The sequence below is a fragment of the Bradyrhizobium sp. SZCCHNR1053 genome (assembly GCF_032381235.1).
Classification (GTDB): Bacteria; Pseudomonadota; Alphaproteobacteria; order Rhizobiales; family Xanthobacteraceae; genus Bradyrhizobium.
In genome coordinates this window covers 139807-157825 of sequence record NZ_JAUHJM010000004.1, presented here as the reverse complement: position 1 = coordinate 157825, position 18019 = coordinate 139807, and the positions used below count along the sequence as shown (strand labels likewise).

Below are 18019 nucleotides of genomic sequence, written 5' to 3'. Positions count from 1 at the left end.
GCAACCAACCAAGATCGGATTGATGGGGCAACGGAGCCGCGATGCCCCGCCTCTCCTTCACCGATCCGCATGCGCAGGGACGCATCGGACCGACCCGGATGCGTCGCTGTTCGCCCTGCCGGCGTTCCACCGTCATTCCGGGGCGATCGGCAACGCGAAGCCGCAAAGCGGCTGCGCGTTGACGATCGATCCCGGAATAACGGTGCTCGTGACGTCATCGGACTACTCCGCGGGCGCCGCCTGCATCTCCGCATGCGGAACGTAGCTCTCGGACATGCCGAGCCGGCCCAGCGCGAACAATCCGCCGGCGACCACGACATAGGCCAGCGCCACCGCGGGCGTCACGCCGAGGCCGCCGCCTATGCCGACCGCTTCACCGTGCATGAAGCCGAAATAGGTCATGACGGCACCGGCGAGCGCGAACGCCGCCGCCTTGGTGAAGTCGCGCTCGATCACGAACACACCGATCGCGCCGAGCACGAGCCCGGCGAGAATCGAGCCGCCGCCCATCACCTCCAGCCCATGATACAGCACGCCCTGCTGCGGCAGCGCGGCGATCGCAGCGGTCTTGACCGCATCGACCTTGTCGGCGGCGAGGCCGCCCACGGTCTGCGCCGCCGTCACGGTCGAGGCCAGCATGGTGTCGATCTGCAGCTTGGCCCAGGCGGCGAGATGCGGCGTGAAGGCGAGCACGATCGCGGGCGCATGCTTGACCGGCGTGGTCTGGAACGCCTGCGCACCGATCAGCATGCCGATGTAGAGCAGGATCGGCGAAATCGCGACCACCGGCACGAGTGCGAGCAGCACCGAGATGATGCCGAGCCAGGACAGCACGATCACCATCAGCCCGGTCGCCGCGGAGTAGCCGATGCGGCCGCCCATCGCCTTCCAGCCGGGATGGCCGATATAGACCGCGTTGATGAAGGGGTTGCCCATCATGCAGCCGATCAGGCTGACGACGCCGTCGGCAGTCAGCACGCGCGTGGTCGGATATTCGTCGCCCGCGGCTTCCGCGCTCTCGACGTTGTCCATGGCCTCGACGAGGTCGTAGATGCCGAACGGGATCGCGGTGACCAGGATAACGCCGAGATATTCGAAGCCCGAGAACACCGTGCCGAACGCCGGCAGCGGCACCGAGAAGCCGAAATTGGCAAAGGCATCGCCAACGCCCTTGAGGCTGAGGCCACCGAGGCCGAGACCGAACAGGTTCGAGCCCCAGGCGATGACCATGCCGACCGCGATGGCGACGAGCCCGGCCGGCAGCCCCTTCGGATATTTCACGCCGCCAAACCAGCTCACCAGAATGATCGCGAAGCACACCAGGCCGATCTGCGGCGTCATGTACATCTCGAGCGCCGGGCGCATCGAGATGAAGGTGACGGAGACGCCGGCGAGCGTGCCGAGCAGCGCCGCGCGCGGCGTGATCTTGCGGATGTACGGTGCGACGAAGCCGCCGATCATAAGGATGAAGCTCTGGAAGAACACCCAGACGAGGCCGGCCGACCAGCCCTTCAGCGGATCGCCGGTCTTCAAGGTGATCGGCAGCATGATCACGAAGGTGACGATGAACATGTGCGGCACGCTGACCCCCGACGGCAGCGCGCAGACGTCGCTGCGTCCGGTCCTCTGCGCGAGGCGGTAGGCGAGGAACGCGTAGTAGAAGGTCGACAGGCACATCATCAGGCCGAGCGCCGGCAGGATGCGACCGAACACCAGGCTGTCCGGCATCTTCAGCACGAAGCGCAAGAGCCCGGTGAGCACGAGCATGTTGACGAGGATGTTGGTGCCGAAACCGAAGAATGCGTTCCAATCGCCGGGTGTCCACAGCACCGGCTTGAAATCCGCCTTGACCGCGCTTGCCGTCCCGCTTCCGCTCATCGCCTTGCTCCCCTGTTGCTGTCAGCGCCTACATCGTCGAACTCATCCGTCTCAACTCGTCTCTCGGCTCATCTCTCAGTTCATCGCCTTCAGAACCGCGGCGGAGTCAGCGACCCAGCCGAAGATGCCGCCCTGGGCCTTGATCATCTTCAGGCCTATCTCGTGGAATTCCGGGAAGTAGGACGCGCAGCCGTCGGAGATGACGACGCAGCGATAGCCGCGGTCATTGGCCTCGCGCACGGTGGTGTTGACGCAGACCTCGGTGGTGACGCCGCACACCAGCAGGTTTTCGATGCCGTGATGCTTCAGCACCTCACCGAGTTCGGTGGCGTAGAATGCGCCCTTGCCCGGCTTGTCGATCACGACCTCGCCGTCGACGGGATAGAGCGCGGGAATGATGTCGTGCCCGGCCTCGCCGCGGATCAGGATGCGCCCCATCGGGCCGGGATCACCGATGCGAAGGGATGGCGCGCCGCGCTCGACCTTGGCCGGCGGCGCATCGGACAGATCCGGCTTGTGGCCCTCGCGGGTGTGAATGACGAGCATGCCCATCTTGCGCGCCGCCCCCAGGACGTTCGCGATCGGCGTCACGGCGCGCGCGAGCTGCGAGACGTCGTTGCCCAGCGTCTCGCCAAAACCGCCCGGCTCCATGAAGTCGCGCTGCATGTCGATGATGAGCAGCGCCGTCTCGTCCCAGTCGAGCGCGATCGGCTCGGGCTCGGCGGCGATGCTCACTCCACCCGATGCAATTGAGTCCGCCATGGCGACCATTGCCTCCCCGCGAGAATGGCTCGCAAGTAACGAAGCAAGCGCTGTGCCATTGTGTACAATCGGCTCGCGCTTGCCGCGGATTTGGAAGAGACAACCGTTTCAATGACTTGAGAAAAGGACCTGAAGCTGCTCGATTGCCGGGCAGCCGCCCTCGCCGACGCCTCAGCTTATTTCTTGGGCGGCCGCTGCACGCGGCGCATGGTCCCGATGGTCAGCCCGTCGCGAAGGTGGGCAACCACCTAGGTCGTAAACGTATAGAGCGTTCCGATGACCCGCTTGAAGTAGGCATCGTCGAGCGGCGGCACGAGGTGGAAGCCACCAATCACCGCGTGAACCTTGTCAACTCCCGATGCGCGCTGGGCCTGCCTGATGGTGTTGATGACGCCACGATGGCTGCACGAGGTCAGAATCACCAGACCTTTTCCCTTCAGCAGGAAATTGGTCCCGATCTCGTGCTCGAAGTCGTCCACGACGAACTCGCCGGCGTTTTTCGCCGGCGAGACCTTGTCCGGGAAGCAGCCGAATCCATTGGCGATGCCGACCTTCTCGCGACTGGGACTGAGCGGCTTTTCAAAGCTGCTTTGCGCGATCTTGCCCGTCGTGAACGCATGATCGGCAACGACGGCCGGCCCGTCCGCCATCATCAGGATGAGGTTCGACTCCTTGATGGCCTAGCGATCGAGCGCCCCGAACTGACCACCATTCCCGACGGTCCGCGTGCAGAAACAGTCTTCACCGCCGACGAAGAAGGGCAGATCCTTCTTAAGCTTGCCCTTTGTCGCGGAGAGAAACCCCACCATGCCGCCGAAGTGATCGTAATGGCCATGGCTGAGGACGAGCGCGTCGAACTCCTCGGGCTGGATCTTCAGGATCTCCATGTTGGTCAGCAGCGTGACCGGATTGTATCCGAAATCGACGAGGATATTGCGGACCTCATTGTCACGCTGGGATTCAGCGTGCATCGAGAGGCCCCATTCCCCGACCAGGGTGGCGCGGGGCGGCGCATCCGGTGTTTCATTGCCCTGCATGCGCGCGATCGAGAGGTCACCGAGCTTTTGCGAGATCCCGAAGCGACGGACAATGATGTCGCTGACCATGCGAACCTTCAAGCGATCGACCTGCGGCACGGCTCCGCCGAGTGCCTGAGCCCTTGCGCTCCGCCCGCTCCCGACCAGCGTGCCCACCATCGCGGACACAAAGCCCGCGCCGCCGGCGCAAAGCAGGCGTCTCGACAACGACGGCGATCGAGTCATCAACCACACGGACCAAACAACATGGCGGCCTCCTCTCGGCACGACTTTCGGGTCGGGAGCTTAATCCTCTGGTCCCGGCAGCATTGACATCGGACAATGCGAGGGGCCCTGGAGGGCGATGGAGCAGCGCTTGTCGGGTTCCGTCTGGCCCAAGGCGCCGCCCGGCCCCGAACGCGATGTCCGTTCTTCAGGCCAGAGCCGATCTACCGCGGTCCAACGCCAAGCAGCGGCTTGCGCCCCAATGCGGACTACCGAGATTGAGCACGCCAAGGGCGGTTGGGGACGCCCCCCGGCGCGCATTGAGCAATGTCTGCAGGATTTGGGCACTGAAAATGGTTCTGCCTCGCGCACCGCATACCTTATAAATGATGCGTGGGAAGGCGAGGCTCGAATGACTGACTTGGAAAGCTTCATCGTCAACCAGAACCTGGTTCACTACAAAGCGCTCCTGCGAGAGGAGACGGATCCGCATAAGAGCCGCATATTGCTCCGGCTGATCGAGAATGAAATGGGGAAACTACCCGCCTCCGCGAAGCGCATCGAGATACCTAAGTCGAGATAGCCAAGATGTCCGGCTTTCAATGACCTAATTATACTTTCGTCTCCTCGGTGTGACCGCCCCTGGATCGTTCACCAGTGACACCGAACGAATTGGGCCGTCGAATGTCACATTCGACGGCCCAATTTTCGAGCGCGAGGCGCCGAGCAAAGCTCAACAGCCGATTTTCGTTTGTAAGTAGTGTGAGTTGTCTGTCTGTGGGGGAACTGATGGCGCTGACGCAGAGCGAGTGGTCGCAAACGTATCCTCGCGCCGCATTGCGGGGTGTTCTGGCGGACGCTGCAAGAACGATACCCGAAGCAAAAGCGGACACCTTCCTTGATGGCATGCCTCGCCGAGAAGATCTTGGCCTCGGCGGCTGACGGCCAAGAGACGCCGGTCGATCTATGTCGCCGCGCCATCGAGAAGGTGCAGGAATCTTGTCCTGACTGCCGCGCATGCCATGGCTTGCAAGCAGCCCACAACAGCGGTCGCTCGCACGAAAAACTGTAGATTTCCGGTCGCAGCCTGTTACGTGGAGTGACAGACATATGGGCGCATCCGAGCCACCTTGGCTTAACTGCTTCAGGCATTCATCTAAATCCCCCGCAGAGAATTGGTGCGCCTTTGAGTCGCCGGTGTGTGTCGGGTGTACGAATGCCGTGTCGTCTCACCCTTCAGTGGGCGCTCACAAAGATCCTATGAAGTCCGAGGAGATCGAAGGCTGGTTTCGCGGTCTCAAGTCGTGCAAGGTTTCTGATGGCATGAGAGATTAAGGTCACCCCGCCGATGTCGGCACGTGCCCTTTCCCGACTTGTCGACCGAGGTCCAAATGCGTCTGCTTGCCTGACCTGACCGGGCCTCATTGTTGATGGATTGACCCGGGCGGCGCGGTCCGGGGGCGGCCCATCGCCTTCCAGCTTAGAGAGTGCGCATCCGACGCACATGATTGCCCTGTTGATCTCGGTCAATGGGCGGGCTCGTATTGAGATCAAGGTCGCGCAACTTCGCAGTAGGACACTCCATGATCAAGCGATTAGTTACAATGGTGACGTGTTCTGTGCTCAGTTTGATCGGAGCCGTGGAAGTCGCCCAGTCCGACGTCATCGGGCGCTATGAATGCAACGCCCTTGGTGTCTCCACTCCCGAGCCGATAGGCGATCGCCCCGGACATGGATTGGCACAATGCCAGTTCTCATGCGTCGGCGTCGAAGGTCTGCGGAAAGGGGCGGTGCATTCTGCGATGAACGTAAGCGAGTGGGATGGTCCAACTGGAAAGCTGGTCCTCGTCGGCGGCGTCCACAGGACGCCCGGGGGTCTCGCCCTAACCAAATGCAGGAAGGAACCGCAACGATCGCGATGAAGGACGGAAGGGCAGTTGGCTTAGCCGGGTCCGGCAAGGCCCTCATCAAGTTCACGTCGGGCGCGTTGGCAGGCCTGTCCGGCAAGACCCCCAAGTTCGTAACGAAGTCAATTGGCTTCAACCGCTTCGACATCCTGTGGTCGGAGTAGCTCCGCCTATCGGTCGCTTGCGCCCCCCCGGGTCGGGGAGAGTTGCCGCCCTTGTTCCAGCGCAGGCCATGATCCGGTCCATGCAACCCAAGCTCTAGGTCTTCGGTTGCTCGTTCCTTCGAACGACGAAATGGAGAAAGGCATGAACAGCCAGCCAGCGTTCAATCGCGGATCGTCCACCGAAATCGCCGGGCAGATCGACGCCGTTGCCTGGGCCGTGTTCTTCATATGGGTCGGCATCGCCATGCTGGTGCCGGTGCCCTGGGAATGGTTTCTCATGGGTGTTGGCATCCTCATCCTCGCGGCGGAGTATGCCCGCTGGCAGATGGACATCAGGATCGAAGGCTTCTGGGTCGCTTGCGGGGTCGTGTGCTTCGCAGGGGGGCTTTGGGCGCTTCTCAACTTGCCTTGGCCACTGGCTCCGATCCTGATCATTGGTCTCGGAGTGTGGTTGCTTGCTAAGATCATCGTGGATGCTAACCGTTGACCAGCCGCCCTCTGGCCATCCTGTGTAGCAAGCCGTCTTGGGCCCAGCGGTGCATCGGTCCGGAATTTGGGCTCCAGCCGACGTTCCGGACAGCGTCCCGCAAGGTCCATGGCCACCTTGAACTTCGGGTAGAAACATGCTGCGTATTTCCAGAAATCGCGGTTGTCTGCGCGCATCCCGCCTCACTGCGGAGGAGCGTTGCGCGCGATCGTCACGACACGCGAGGCGGGGAGCGATGGCCGCGAGAGATCGCAGCATTCTCTTCAATGAGAGTGCGAGCGAACGATCGCTCGCGGACGTGAAGTCGCAGCGTCCTGACACCCCGATGCTGGTGTCACGCGCAATGCGCAAGCGTTGCAGGCGGGCCATGGGTGAGGCCTTCACCCGGCATTCCCTGCGCCCTCTGCACTATCAGGAGGGACCGAACTGATCGCAGAACTCGGGCGCGACGCGCCGCGGGAACGAGACCTTATACCAATCGCTGTTTGAAGCGTATATCCGACCCACCCACCGCTGTCGTCCCGGGCAAGCCGTGACGCGCGACAGCGCGGCGCCGACCCGGGACCCATACGCCGCGGCGGACGTGTGGCGCGAGGTGCTCACGACGCACCTGCCTCAAACTGCTCCCTGGGGTTATGGGTCCCGGCGTTCGCCGGGACGACAGCTGTGGTCGTGGCTGCAGCTCAGCACCTCACGAATGCAATGCTAAGACGCCTGCCTTGCCGCCGGCTTGCGCTCCACTGGGTGGATGTCGATGCCGCGCAACCTGCCGAGCCGCAGCACGTCCATCGCGATGGTACGGCCGATGCGGTCGCGGTCGAGCACGCGGATCAGGTCGTCGACGCCGTTGATGTCGACGCCGTCGAGCCTGATCACGACGTCGCCAGGCAGCAGGCCGGCGCGGGCCGCGGGCCCGTCCGGCTCGATCTGCATCAACAGCGCGCCCATCTTGTTCTCGACACCGGCGAGCAACGCATGTCGCCGCGGCACCGGCGCGGTCTGCCCGGACACGCCGATATAGGCGCGGCGGACATAGCCGTGGCGGATGATCTCCGACAGCACGAACTGCGCGGTGTTGCTGGCGACCGCAAAGCAGATGCCCTGCGCGCCCTGGATGATGGCGGTGTTGATGCCGATCACCTCGGCGGCCGACGACACCAGCGCGCCGCCGGAATTGCCGGGGTTGAGCGCGGCGTCGGTCTGGATGACGTCCTCGATCATGCGGCCCGACACCGAGCGGATCGAGCGCCCCAGCGCCGAGACGACGCCGGCGGTGACCGTCGATTCGAACCCGAGCGGGTTGCCGATCGCGACCACGAGCTGGCCGCGGCGCAGGCTTTTGGAATTGCCGAGCGCGGCGTAGCGCAGGTCGCGCGCGTGATTGGCGCGCAGCAGCGCCAGATCGGTGTCGGGATCGACGCCGAGCACCTGCGCATCGGTGACGATGCCCTCGACGTCGCGCAGCCGGATGCTCTTGGAGGAGCCGACCACATGGCTATTGGTCAGCACGAGGCCGTCGGGCGAGATCACGATGCCCGAGCCGAGCCCGCCGCGGGAGCCGGCGGTCGCCCCAGCCTTGGGGCCGGTTTCGACACGCACGACCGCAGGACCGACGCGCTCGGTGACATCGATGACGGCATTGGAATAGGCGTCGAGCAGCGCGCGGTCATCGGCCGGCGCAGGGTCAGACGCACGCGCCGGCGACAGCGCATCGCCGGCGAGATCGGAGGTAAAGTCCAACATGGCAAGATTTCCTTCGCCCGGTCAGATGGGTAGCAGCCGCCCCCCGCGCAAGGTGGCCGTCCGGCGGCACCGTTCCGCGCCGCCCTTGGCGAGACTCACGCGCGCTGTGATAGGACTTCGGCCGGGTATTTGATGAATGTGATTGCGGGAGGAAGCATGCGGCTGCGAGACCGGCTGTTGTCGTTGTGTGGGGCCATGGTGCTGGGAGCCGGCATGACCGGCGCGTCGCTGGCCGCAAGCGCCACGGTGCGCAGCGGCGACACGATCCAGCTCGGCGACACGGTGTTCCGGCTCGACGGCATCGATGCGCCGGAGGTCGACCAGCTCTGCATCGACGATCACGCCGATTCCTGGAGCTGCGGCGTCGAGGCGCGCGAGCAGCTCGGCAAGCTGATCGGCGGCCGCGCGGTGCGCTGCGACGATCTCGGTCCGGACAAGCCGCTCAAAACCCGCAGGATCGGCCTCTGCACCGTCGACGGCGACAGGGTCAGCCTCAACCAGCAAATGGCGCGCGCAGGTTTCGCCGTCGGCGCCGACCCGGCCGCGAAGGCGCGGGTCAAGGACGATGTCGCCGCGGCCAAGGAGGCGCTCCGCGGACTCTGGAAGGGCTGCTTCGTCGCGCCGGCCGAGTTCCGCACCGACAAGAAGGACGGCGCCCTGCTCGGCGCCGCCTGCCGCACCGACCGCGACCGCGAGATCCGTGCCGTGCTGTTCCCGGACGCGCCGAGCGCGCCGCCGGGCTGCAGCATCAAGGGCAAGTTCGCGGTGCGAGCGCGCGTCACCGGCAACATCGGCATCTATCATCTGCAGGGCTGCCCGAGCTATCCCGCGACCACCGAGCCCGATCGCTGGTTCTGCTCCGAGGACGACGCAAGGGCCGCCGGCTTCCGCCGCGCCTTCAACTGCCGCGCGCCGAAGAAGTGAGTCACAGGTGGTGGTGCGGCGCTCAGCGGCTCACGCGCCAGATCGTGCCATTGCCGTCCTCGGAAATGAGAAGGCTGCCGTCGCGCGCCACGGTGACGCCGACCGGCCGGCCCCAGACCTCGCGGTCATTGAGGACGAAGCCGGTGACGAAATCCTCGTATTCGCCGGTGGGCACGCCGTCCTTGAGCCTGACCCGGATCACCTTGTAGCCGGTGCGCTTGGACCGGTTCCACGAGCCGTGCTCCGCCGCGAAGGCGTCGCCGCGATACTCCGGCGGGAACAGATTTCCGTCGTAGAACGTCAGACCGAGCGAGGCCGAATGCGGCTGCAGCAGCACGTCGGGCACGGTGATCTTGCCCTTGAGGTCCGGGCGCTCGCCGGCATGGCGCGGGTCGGGGTTTTCGCCGATGTAGTACCAGGGCCAGCCATAGAAGCCGCCCTCCTTCACCCGCGTGACGTAGTCCGGCACCAGATCGTCGCCGAGCCCATCGCGTTCGTTGGTCGAGCACCACGGCGTTCCGGTCGTGGGCTGGATGGCGAGGCCGACGCAGTTGCGGATGCCGGTGGCGAACAGGCTGCGGTTGTTGCCGTCGGGATCGAACGCGAGCACGCCAGCACGGTCGGCCTCCCCGCCCCAGGCCGCGCCGAGCGGGTGCGCCTTGATCCAGGCACTGATTCCGCCGGCAGGCTCTCCCAGCGCTTCGCCGACATTGCCGACGGAGCCGACCGACACCAGCATGCGCTTGTCGTCCCTGGTGAAGACAACATCGCGGGTCGAATGGCCGTAGCCGGCCGGCAGATCGGGCACGACGACCTGCAGCGGCCCCTGCGCCTTCATGTCGCCGGCACGATAGGGAAAGCGCATGACGCGCTCGGTGCTCGCGACATAGACCCATTGCGGATCGGCACTCGGATAGAACGCAATGCCGAAGGGATGGCCGAGCCGGCCGGCGAAGATCTCGCTCGACGCGACCTTGCTGCCGTCCTCGCTCGGGCGCAGCACGCGGACGCGTCCTGCCCGGGTCTCGGCGACGAAGATGTCACCATTCGGCGCGGTGCGGATGATGCGCGGCCCGCTCAGCCCCTCGGCGAACAGCGCGATCTTGAAACCGTCGATGACCTTCGGCACGGCGGAGGCCGGTCGTTGCACCACTCGGGAGACGTTGGCTGCGGACGCTGTCGCACCCGGTTTGGGCAGGTCTTCGGGACGGATCAGCCTGATCGTGCCCGGTGCATCGCCCTGCCAGCTGCCGAACGCGTCCTTGCCTTTGAGCACCGCGGGCTGTGCTGTCGCCGCAGCCGTCACCAGCGCGCTCAAGGCGGCCACGATAGCCGTGCTCATCCGTCTCGTCATGCAGTCCTCACGCGTCTCGATCGGCCGTCAGCCTGCCCTGGTGCCGGCCCAGGGATCACGCGTCGCGGCGATGGGACGCGGTCACGACAGCGCCCCGAGCACGCCGCGCGTCGCCTGGTCGATCTCCTCGACATAGCGGCGGCGCGCGAAGGACTCGGTCAGGAAGCCGATCACCTTCCGGCTGTTCTCCGACTCCAGCACGGCCAGCACCTCGGCGCCGGAATCGTCGAAGATCTTCATCGCCGTCTTGACGTTCATTTCGGGCAACAGCGCGACATCGAAATATTTCGCGAGCTCGACCACCTGGATCTCGTCGGCAATGGAATCCAATTCGCCCGAGAACAAATCGGGCAAGGAGACCAGCCCGCAATAATCGTCGCTGTTGTTCACCACCACCACGGCCTGGCGCGTGCCCAGCGCGAACTCGCGCCGGCAGGCCGCGATGCTCGTCGTGGTCGGCACCTTCCCGACGTCGGAGCGCATCAGCCGCTCGACCGTGAGGTTGCGCAGCCAGCCGACATCGTTGGCGCTGCGGATGGTCTCGCCGCGCAGATGCAGGCGCCAGGTCGAGAACGAGTGGCCGAACAGGACGCGGACGCACACCGAGGTCACGATGCAGGCGGCCAGCACAACGGCGGTGACGTCGACGCTGCGGGTCATTTCCAGCACCAGGAACGACATCGTCAGCGGTCCGCCGACGATGGCGACACCGAGCGTCGCCATGCCGGTAAGCATCGCCACCAGCGGGTCGATCGCGAGCCCGAGGCCGGCCAGCGCGAGCAGGCCCGCAAACAGCTTGCCGAGCAGACTGCCGACGAACAGCGAGGCGAAGAACAGACCGCCGCGGAAGCCCGAGGCCAGCGAGATCAGGCAGGCGGCGAGCTTGAGCACGATGATGGTGGCGATCATGCCGACCGCCATCTCGCGATGCAGGTCGAGCAGCATTGCGCCGTGGCCTGCCGCCAGCACCTGCGGCGTCACGATCGCCATGGCGCCGACACAGACCCCGCCGATCACCGGGCGCAGCCACACCGGAATGCGGACGAACAGCCGCTCGACCGTCGGCGAGGCACGCATCACCACGATGCCGATGCCGGCGACGAGGAGCGCCAGCACGAACAGCGCGATGTATTGCTCGAAGCCGACCGCGCCGACCTTGGCGACCTCCAGCGAATACGGCGCGCCGGCGAGATATTGCGAGGTCAGCGCACCCGCCAGCGAGGCCGCCAGGATCGGCGCCGCGCTGCCGACGGAGTAGACGCCGACGATCAGCTCACAGGCATAGAACGCCCCCGTGATCGGCGCGCCGAAGGCGGCCGCAATGGCGGCGGCCGCACCGCAGCCGAGAATGAGGCGCATATCGTTGCGGCGGAGCGTGAGATACTGCCCAAGCAGCGAGGCGACGCCGGCGCCGATCTGGGTGTAGCCGGCCTCGAGCCCGACCGACGCGCCGGAGCCGTTGGAGACCAGGGTCTGGCCGCTCACCACGATGCTGTCGCGCATCGACAGCCGTCCGCCGCGCAGCGCATTGGCCTCGACGGGGTCGACCGCGGCCGCGATCTTCCAGCGCCGCCGCAGCCATTCCATGATGCCGAGCGCAAGGCCGCCGCAGGCGGGCGCGATCAGGGCGACCACCGGGTTGACCCAGGTATGAGCGCTGAGCCGGACATCGATCGGGATGCCGTAAATGACCACATGCGCGACTTGCGCGATCAGGCTCATCACCGTCACGATCGCACCCGTCGCAACGCCGATCACCAGGGCCAACGGTATCAGGTAGAACTCATTGCTGCGCAGCAGTGCCCGCAGCCGCGTGACCACCCGGTTCGAAGCCTTGCGATCGATGATATGCGACAGCGTCGACAGCACGGAGAGCCGTTTCTTCTAAGATGAGGCCTCGCCGTGGCAATAACCCGTCGCAACTAGCGGAACAAGCGCGAATTCCTTTCCGGTCGAAACGTGGTTGACTGGTCCGGAAAGTGGAACCGCCGCGGCTCGCGCGATCCGCTCCTCAACTGCGCCACCGCCGAGGTCACAAGCGGCCCAGGTGCAAAACGACGGCGCCCGCCACGGGAGACTCCGCAACGGGCGCGCGCAACTCAAATCGAGGAGATGTACCGTTCAGACCCGCTCGATGATGATCGCGGGTGCCATGCCGCCGGCCGCGCACATCGTGACCAGGCCGCGCTTGAGATCGCGCCGCTCGAGCTCGTCGAGCAGCGTCCCGATCAGGATGGAACCGGTGGCGCCGATCGGATGTCCCAGCGCGATCGAGCCGCCGTTCACATTGACCTTGGCGCGGTCGAGCTCGAGGTCGCGGATGTACTTCTCGGCGACGACGGCGAACGCCTCGTTGATCTCGAACAGGTCGATGTCATCAAGCTTGAGCCCGGCCTTGGCCAGCACCTTGCGCGTCGCCGGCACCGGGGCGTTCAGCATCAGGGTCGGGTCATCGCCCATATTGGCCATCGCCACGACGCGTGCCCGCGGCTTCAGGCCATGGGCCTTGGCATAGGACGGCGACGCCAGCAGGATCGCCGCCGCACCGTCGACGACGCCGGAGGAATTGCCGGCGTGATGCATGAAGTCGATCTCGAGGCCGGGATAGCGCTGCAGGATCAGGTTGCGATAGGTCGTGCCCTTCTCGTCCAGCGCGTAGTCGGCGATCGCCGGAAACGCCGGCTTCAGCCCGGCCAGCGCCTCGGCCGTGGTCTGCGGCCGGGGGTATTCCTCGTGGTCGAGCGCGAGGCTGCCGTCCTCGCGATGCACCGGCACCAGGCTCTTCTTGAAATGGCCGGCAGCGATCGCAGCCGCCGCGCGCTTCTGGCTCTCCAGCCCGAGCGCGTCGACGTCGGCGCGGGTGATGCCTTCCATGGTGGCAATGGCGTCGGCACAGACGCCCTGGTGCGACTGCGGATGCAGCGCGCGCAGATGCAGATTGCCGGCGTCCATCATCAGCGGCCCCTCGCCGCGCCGGCCGTCCATCGACATCATCTCGCAGCCGCCGGCGACGACGAGGTCCTCCTGCCCGGCCATGATCGAGCTTGCTGCGATGTTGACGCTGGTGATGCCGGAGCCGCAGAAGCGATCGAGCGTGACGCCCGAGGCGCGGATGTCGTAGCCGGCGTCGAGCGCCGACATGCGGCCGAGATCACCGCTCTGCGGCCCGCGCTGCGACGAGCAGCCCCAGATGACGTCCTCGACGTCGCCGGTGTTGATGCCGGTGCGATCGGCCAGCGCGCGCAGCACGGTGGCGCCGAGATGCTGCGGGTGCAGTCCTGCGAGCGCGCCCTTGCCGGCCTTGCCAATACCGCGCGGCGTTCTGCAGGCATCGATGATGAGCGCGTCGACCATGGTGTTTCCTTTGCCCGATACCGTTGTGAACTGACAGCCGCGCAGCGTCTCGGTGCCCCGCGCGCCCCTCTTTGCTGTCGCATAGCATTGCGCATGTGGTCTCCACAACGGCGCTCGAAGCCGCCGGCGCATGACCAAAACGCACGCCATGGCGTTGACGCAACTCACCTTTCCGTCGCACGAACAATTCCGCGGATCGGCGCGCTCGGGCTGCCTTCTCGCAGACTGGTTGAAGAGCAGCCCATCTCGCCCAGTCGCGCTGCAACGCAGCTCGAACGGAGGGTCTCAGCAACGTTGGCAGTAGGACTGCAGAGCATTGTCCAACCAAGCGAACTGACCGTTCACCCAATGCTTCTTGTCATGCTGCAGAGGCTGCAAGATCCTCGAACCCAGGAACTGACTGGGATCACGGCGGTCGGCTGCCCCGCTGCAATGCGGACGCCACACGGCTCCGGATCGGGAGCACGCCATGATCACGACGCCATGTTGTGAGGTCGCCTGATCTCTCCATCGTGGCGTGACGATAGCAAACACGAACGATGCCGGAGCCTGGCAGGCAACGCCTGCCCGCGACCACGGCCATTCCGAGGAGGACGCTCTGATGATGAGACGATATCTGCTGGCCACCATGGCCGGACTGGGAGCGGCGACGGTGCTCGGCGCCGTCCCTGCGCAAGTTGCTGCCCAAGAGGGCAAGATCCCCAGCATTCCCGGCCCCGATCCGGCCACCCGGACGCCGAGCTTCAAGGCGCCGCCAGGCAGCGTCGATACCCACACGCACATCTTCGGGCCGGCCTCGACCTATCCGTTCTCGCCCACCCGCCCCTACACGCCGCCCGATGCGTCACTGGAGATGTTCCGGGCGCTGCACGCCAAAATCGGTGTCGAACGCGCCGTCATCGTCAACGCCACCGTCCATGGCACGGACAATCGCGTCGTCACGGACGCCATCGCGCAGAGCAACGGCAACTACAAAGGCGTCGCCAACATCAACGCGGCGATGTCCGACGCCGACCTCACGGCGCTCGGCAAGGCCGGCATCTGCGCCTGCCGGTTCGCCTTCCTCCGCCGCCTCGGCGGTGTCGGCGACATGAACGTCTTCCGCACCCTGGTGGACCGCGTCGCGGCGATCGGCTGGCACGTCGACATTTATCTCGAGGCCGGGACAATCCAGGAATTCGTGCCGATCCTGAAGGCGCTGCCGGTCACCTATGTGATCGACCACATGGGCACGATCAGCGCCGCCAAGGGCATCGACGATGCGGAGTTCAAGGCGCTGCTCGACCTGCAGGCCAGCGACGGCAAGTGCTGGATCAAGATCACCGGTCCCGAGCGCGCCTCGGCCTCCGGACCACCGTTCCACGACGCCGTGCCGTTCGCCCGGAAACTGATCGAGAATGCGCCCGATCGCGTCATCTGGGGCACGGACTGGCCGCATCCGAACGTCAAGATCATGCCCAATGATGGTGATCTGGTCGATCTGATCCCGCTCTACGCCCCGGATCCGGCCATGCAGCGAAAGCTGCTTGTCAGCAATCCCGAACGGCTGTTCAAGTTCGAGCCCAAGAGCTGAGTCACCGCCAGCTGCAACTTCGAGCCCTTCAGCGACAGGACCGATCATGACTGCCACGACCCTCACCGCCGACAGCAAGGCAGGCGCCCGCCGCGGCTGGTGGAAGGAGCTTTGGGTCCAGGTCATGATCGCGATGGCAGCGGGCATCCTGCTCGGTGCCGTCAAGCCGGATCTCGGCGCCCAGATGCAGCCGCTCGGCGACGCCTTCATCAAGGCGATCCGGATGCTGATCGCGCCGATCATCTTCTGCACGGTGGTCAACGGCATCGCCCACATGGCCGACATGGCCAAGGTCGGCCGCGTCGCGATCAAGGCGCTGATCTATTTCGAGGCGATCACGACGCTGGCGCTGATCATCGGCTTGACCGCGGTGAACCTGTTTCAGCCCGGCGTCGGCATGAACATCGACCCGGCGACCATCAACTCCGCGACCATCGAGCCCTATGTCAAGCAGACCGCGGCGGTCGGCTTCGTGCCGTTCCTGCTCAACATCATCCCGCAGACCTTCGTCGGCGCGTTTGCGGAAGGCAACATCCTGCAGGTGCTGTTCATCTCGGTCATGTGCGGCTTTGCGCTGATCTGGCTCGGCGACCGCGCCAAGCCCGTGACCGACGTGATCGATGTCGCCGGCCAGATGATCTTCGGTGTCGTTCGGATCGTGATGTGGGCCGCCCCGCTCGGCGCATTCGGCGCCATCGCCTTCACCGTCGGCAAGTTCGGCCTGGGCTCGCTGGCCAAGCTCGGCCTGCTGCTCGGCAGCTTCTATCTCACCTGCCTGATCTTCATCGCCGCCGTGCTCGGCCCCATTGCCGCCCTCACCGGCTTCAGCCTGTGGAAGCTGATCCGCTACATTCGCGATGAGGTGCTGGTCTGCATCGCCACCACGTCATCGGAGACCGTGCTGCCGCGCATGCTGGCGAAGCTCGAAGCCGCCGGATGCGAGCGCGGCATCGTCGGCCTGGTCATCCCCACCGGCTACTCGTTCAATCTCGACGGCACCTGCCTCTACCTCGCCACCGCCGCGGTGTTCCTGGCGCAGGCGACCAACACTCATCTCGACATCAGCCACCAGATCGGGCTGCTGCTGATCCTGCTGGTGACGTCGAAGGGCGCAGCCGGCATTGCCGGCGCCGCTTTCGTCGTGCTGGCCGCGACGCTCGCCGCGACCGGAACGATTCCGGTCGCCAGCGTCGCACTGGTGCTCGGCATTCACCGGTTGATGTCGCAGGGGCTGACGCCGACGAATTTGATCGGCAACGCGGTCGCCACCATCGTCATCGCAAGGTGGGAAAACGCGCTGGACAAGACGCGTCTCCAGCAGGTGCTCGATGGCGAAGCCGGCAGCGAACTGACCGAATCAGTCTGATATCAGCGAGGCGACCGATGGACTGCGCAGCTACCATCCTGAGGCAGGCCGTCATTGTCGCTTTCGTCGCGTGCGCGACGCTCGCTCCGGTTCGAAGCTATTCCGCTGATGTCGACGTGGCACGCACTCTCGCGCCGACCGGACATCTGCGCGCGGGACTCTATCCGGGCACGCCGACATCGATCCTGCCCGACGGGACCGAGAATCCCCGCGGCGTCGGCTACACCATCGGCAAGGAAATGGCGCGCCAGCTCCATGTCGACTACGAGCCGGTCGTGTTCGCCAAGAACGCCGAGGTGCTCGAGGCCGTCAAGACCGGCGCGGTCGACGTCGCCTTCACCAATGCTTCGCCGGCGCGCGCAAAGGAGATGGATTTCGGTCCTGTCTATCTCGAGATCGAGCTTGGGTATCTCGTGCCCGACGGCTCCCCGCTTTCCGACGCCGGCGATGTCGACGCGAGCGGCCGCAAGATCGGCGTCACGACCGGCAGCACGTCGGATGCGACGCTCGGGCGCGAGCTGAAGAACGCGACGCTGGTCCGGGCGCCGACCTTGAAGGATGCGGTCGCCATGCTGACGAGCCGCCAGATCGATGCCTTCGCCACCAACAAGGCGACGCTGTTCGAGATCGCCGAGCAGGTGCCAGGATCGCGCGTGCTCGACGGGCGCTGGGGCGAGGAGCGCCACGCCATCGCGATCCCCAGGGGCCGCGACGCCGGGCTCGACTTCCTGCGCAGCTTCACGGCCGAGATCCAGTCGTCTGGCCTCGTCAGCGCCGCTGCTGAGCGCGCCGGACTGAAGGGCATTGTGTCGCCAGGGAAATCGCCCTGACGCGTCGGCGCGCAGTGCCGCCGGGGATCGCGGTGTTCTCCGCATCGGACAGCGACAGACTGCGGATCAGTGCGACACCGACGTGAGAAGCGAAGCGCATCGCCAAGGGCCTCTCACAATGACGCGCTGAAGTCCGAGATGAGCGCGTCATCCTGAGATGCCGCCGCTATCTCGTTTCAGCCGGTCACCGAGAAACGTCAGTCGTGAATTGACATCATTTGCATAGACACCGATTTGCTTTCGCCGCATTGACGCCGATCAAACGGCGCATGACCTAAAATTAATAGTTATCTCCTTTCGTATGAGTGGTGCGCTCGGCTAATGAAAGCGCAACGGCGGCGGACTGATCTCGCAGCGTCGTCCAGCAAGAAACGATCTGAAACTACGGAGTGAGCGCCTGCGGACAACAGTCACGCCGCGTCGTTCGTGTGTGTGA

At 65.3% G+C, this 18019-nt stretch carries 14 protein-coding genes; 6 read left to right on the top strand and 8 right to left on the bottom strand.

The window, feature by feature from the left end; all coding sequences use genetic code 11:
• Window positions 1-222: 222 nt before the first annotated feature.
• From QX051_RS12800 to QX051_RS12785, 4 genes are all read right to left on the bottom strand, one after another.
• Window positions 223-1878, bottom strand: coding sequence for a regulator (locus QX051_RS12800; protein ID WP_315776366.1), 1656 nt, complete (start codon window positions 1876-1878; stop codon window positions 223-225).
• A gap of 75 nt (window positions 1879-1953) precedes the next feature.
• Window positions 1954-2640, bottom strand: a complete 687-nt coding sequence (locus QX051_RS12795) for an isochorismatase family cysteine hydrolase (protein ID WP_315776365.1) — start codon at window positions 2638-2640, stop codon at window positions 1954-1956.
• A 248-nt stretch (window positions 2641-2888) separates the two neighbouring features.
• Window positions 2889-3293, bottom strand: a complete 405-nt coding sequence (locus QX051_RS12790; protein ID WP_315776364.1) for a hypothetical protein — start codon at window positions 3291-3293, stop codon at window positions 2889-2891.
• Window positions 3294-3320: 27 nt separating this feature from the next.
• Entirely contained in the window at window positions 3321-3884 is a 564-nt protein-coding gene (locus tag QX051_RS12785; RefSeq protein WP_315776363.1) for an MBL fold metallo-hydrolase, read from the bottom strand.
• A gap of 1888 nt (window positions 3885-5772) precedes the next feature.
• On the opposite strand from QX051_RS12785, the gene QX051_RS12780 reads away from it, so the two are divergent.
• A complete protein-coding gene (locus QX051_RS12780; RefSeq protein WP_315776362.1) occupies window positions 5773-5952 on the top strand; it encodes a hypothetical protein in 180 nt (59 codons plus the stop codon).
• Window positions 5953-6094: 142 nt separating this feature from the next.
• On the top strand, window positions 6095-6439 hold the full coding sequence (locus tag QX051_RS12775; protein ID WP_315737124.1) for a hypothetical protein: 345 nt from the start codon (window positions 6095-6097) through the stop codon (window positions 6437-6439).
• Window positions 6440-7144: 705 nt separating this feature from the next.
• Here the strand turns inward: QX051_RS12775 and QX051_RS12770 are convergent.
• The gene (locus tag QX051_RS12770) at window positions 7145-8182 is read right to left on the bottom strand and encodes a S1C family serine protease (RefSeq protein ID WP_315776361.1); all 1038 of its coding nucleotides are present in this window, start codon (window positions 8180-8182) and stop codon (window positions 7145-7147) included.
• A gap of 156 nt (window positions 8183-8338) precedes the next feature.
• On the opposite strand from QX051_RS12770, the gene QX051_RS12765 reads away from it, so the two are divergent.
• Window positions 8339-9106 carry a thermonuclease family protein gene (locus QX051_RS12765; protein WP_315773089.1) on the top strand — a complete coding sequence of 256 codons (768 nt, stop codon included), beginning with the start codon at window positions 8339-8341 and terminating at the stop codon, window positions 9104-9106.
• Window positions 9107-9128: 22 nt separating this feature from the next.
• On the opposite strand, the gene QX051_RS12760 is transcribed toward QX051_RS12765, so the two are convergent.
• The 3 genes from QX051_RS12760 to QX051_RS12750 all read right to left on the bottom strand — a co-directional run bounded on the left by QX051_RS12760 (window position 9129) and on the right by QX051_RS12750 (window position 13814).
• Window positions 9129-10460 carry a sorbosone dehydrogenase family protein gene (locus QX051_RS12760; protein ID WP_315776360.1) on the bottom strand — a complete coding sequence of 444 codons (1332 nt, stop codon included), beginning with the start codon at window positions 10458-10460 and terminating at the stop codon, window positions 9129-9131.
• 81 nt (window positions 10461-10541) lie between these two features.
• Window positions 10542-12329: a chloride channel protein gene (locus QX051_RS12755; RefSeq protein ID WP_315737118.1), complete on the bottom strand. Its 1788-nt coding sequence runs from the start codon at window positions 12327-12329 to the stop codon at window positions 10542-10544.
• Between the two features lie 252 nt (window positions 12330-12581).
• Window positions 12582-13814 carry an acetyl-CoA C-acetyltransferase gene (locus tag QX051_RS12750; protein ID WP_315737116.1) on the bottom strand — a complete coding sequence of 411 codons (1233 nt, stop codon included), beginning with the start codon at window positions 13812-13814 and terminating at the stop codon, window positions 12582-12584.
• Between the two features lie 601 nt (window positions 13815-14415).
• Here QX051_RS12750 and QX051_RS12745 point away from each other — a divergent pair.
• The 3 genes from QX051_RS12745 to QX051_RS12735 all read left to right on the top strand — a co-directional run bounded on the left by QX051_RS12745 (window position 14416) and on the right by QX051_RS12735 (window position 17583).
• Window positions 14416-15387 carry an amidohydrolase family protein gene (locus tag QX051_RS12745; RefSeq protein ID WP_315776359.1) on the top strand — a complete coding sequence of 324 codons (972 nt, stop codon included), beginning with the start codon at window positions 14416-14418 and terminating at the stop codon, window positions 15385-15387.
• A 46-nt stretch (window positions 15388-15433) separates the two neighbouring features.
• Window positions 15434-16753, top strand: a complete 1320-nt coding sequence (gene dctA, locus QX051_RS12740; RefSeq protein ID WP_315776358.1) for a C4-dicarboxylate transporter DctA — start codon at window positions 15434-15436, stop codon at window positions 16751-16753.
• A gap of 116 nt (window positions 16754-16869) precedes the next feature.
• Window positions 16870-17583 carry an ABC transporter substrate-binding protein gene (locus QX051_RS12735; protein WP_315737110.1) on the top strand — a complete coding sequence of 238 codons (714 nt, stop codon included), beginning with the start codon at window positions 16870-16872 and terminating at the stop codon, window positions 17581-17583.
• Window positions 17584-18019: the final 436 nt, after the last annotated feature.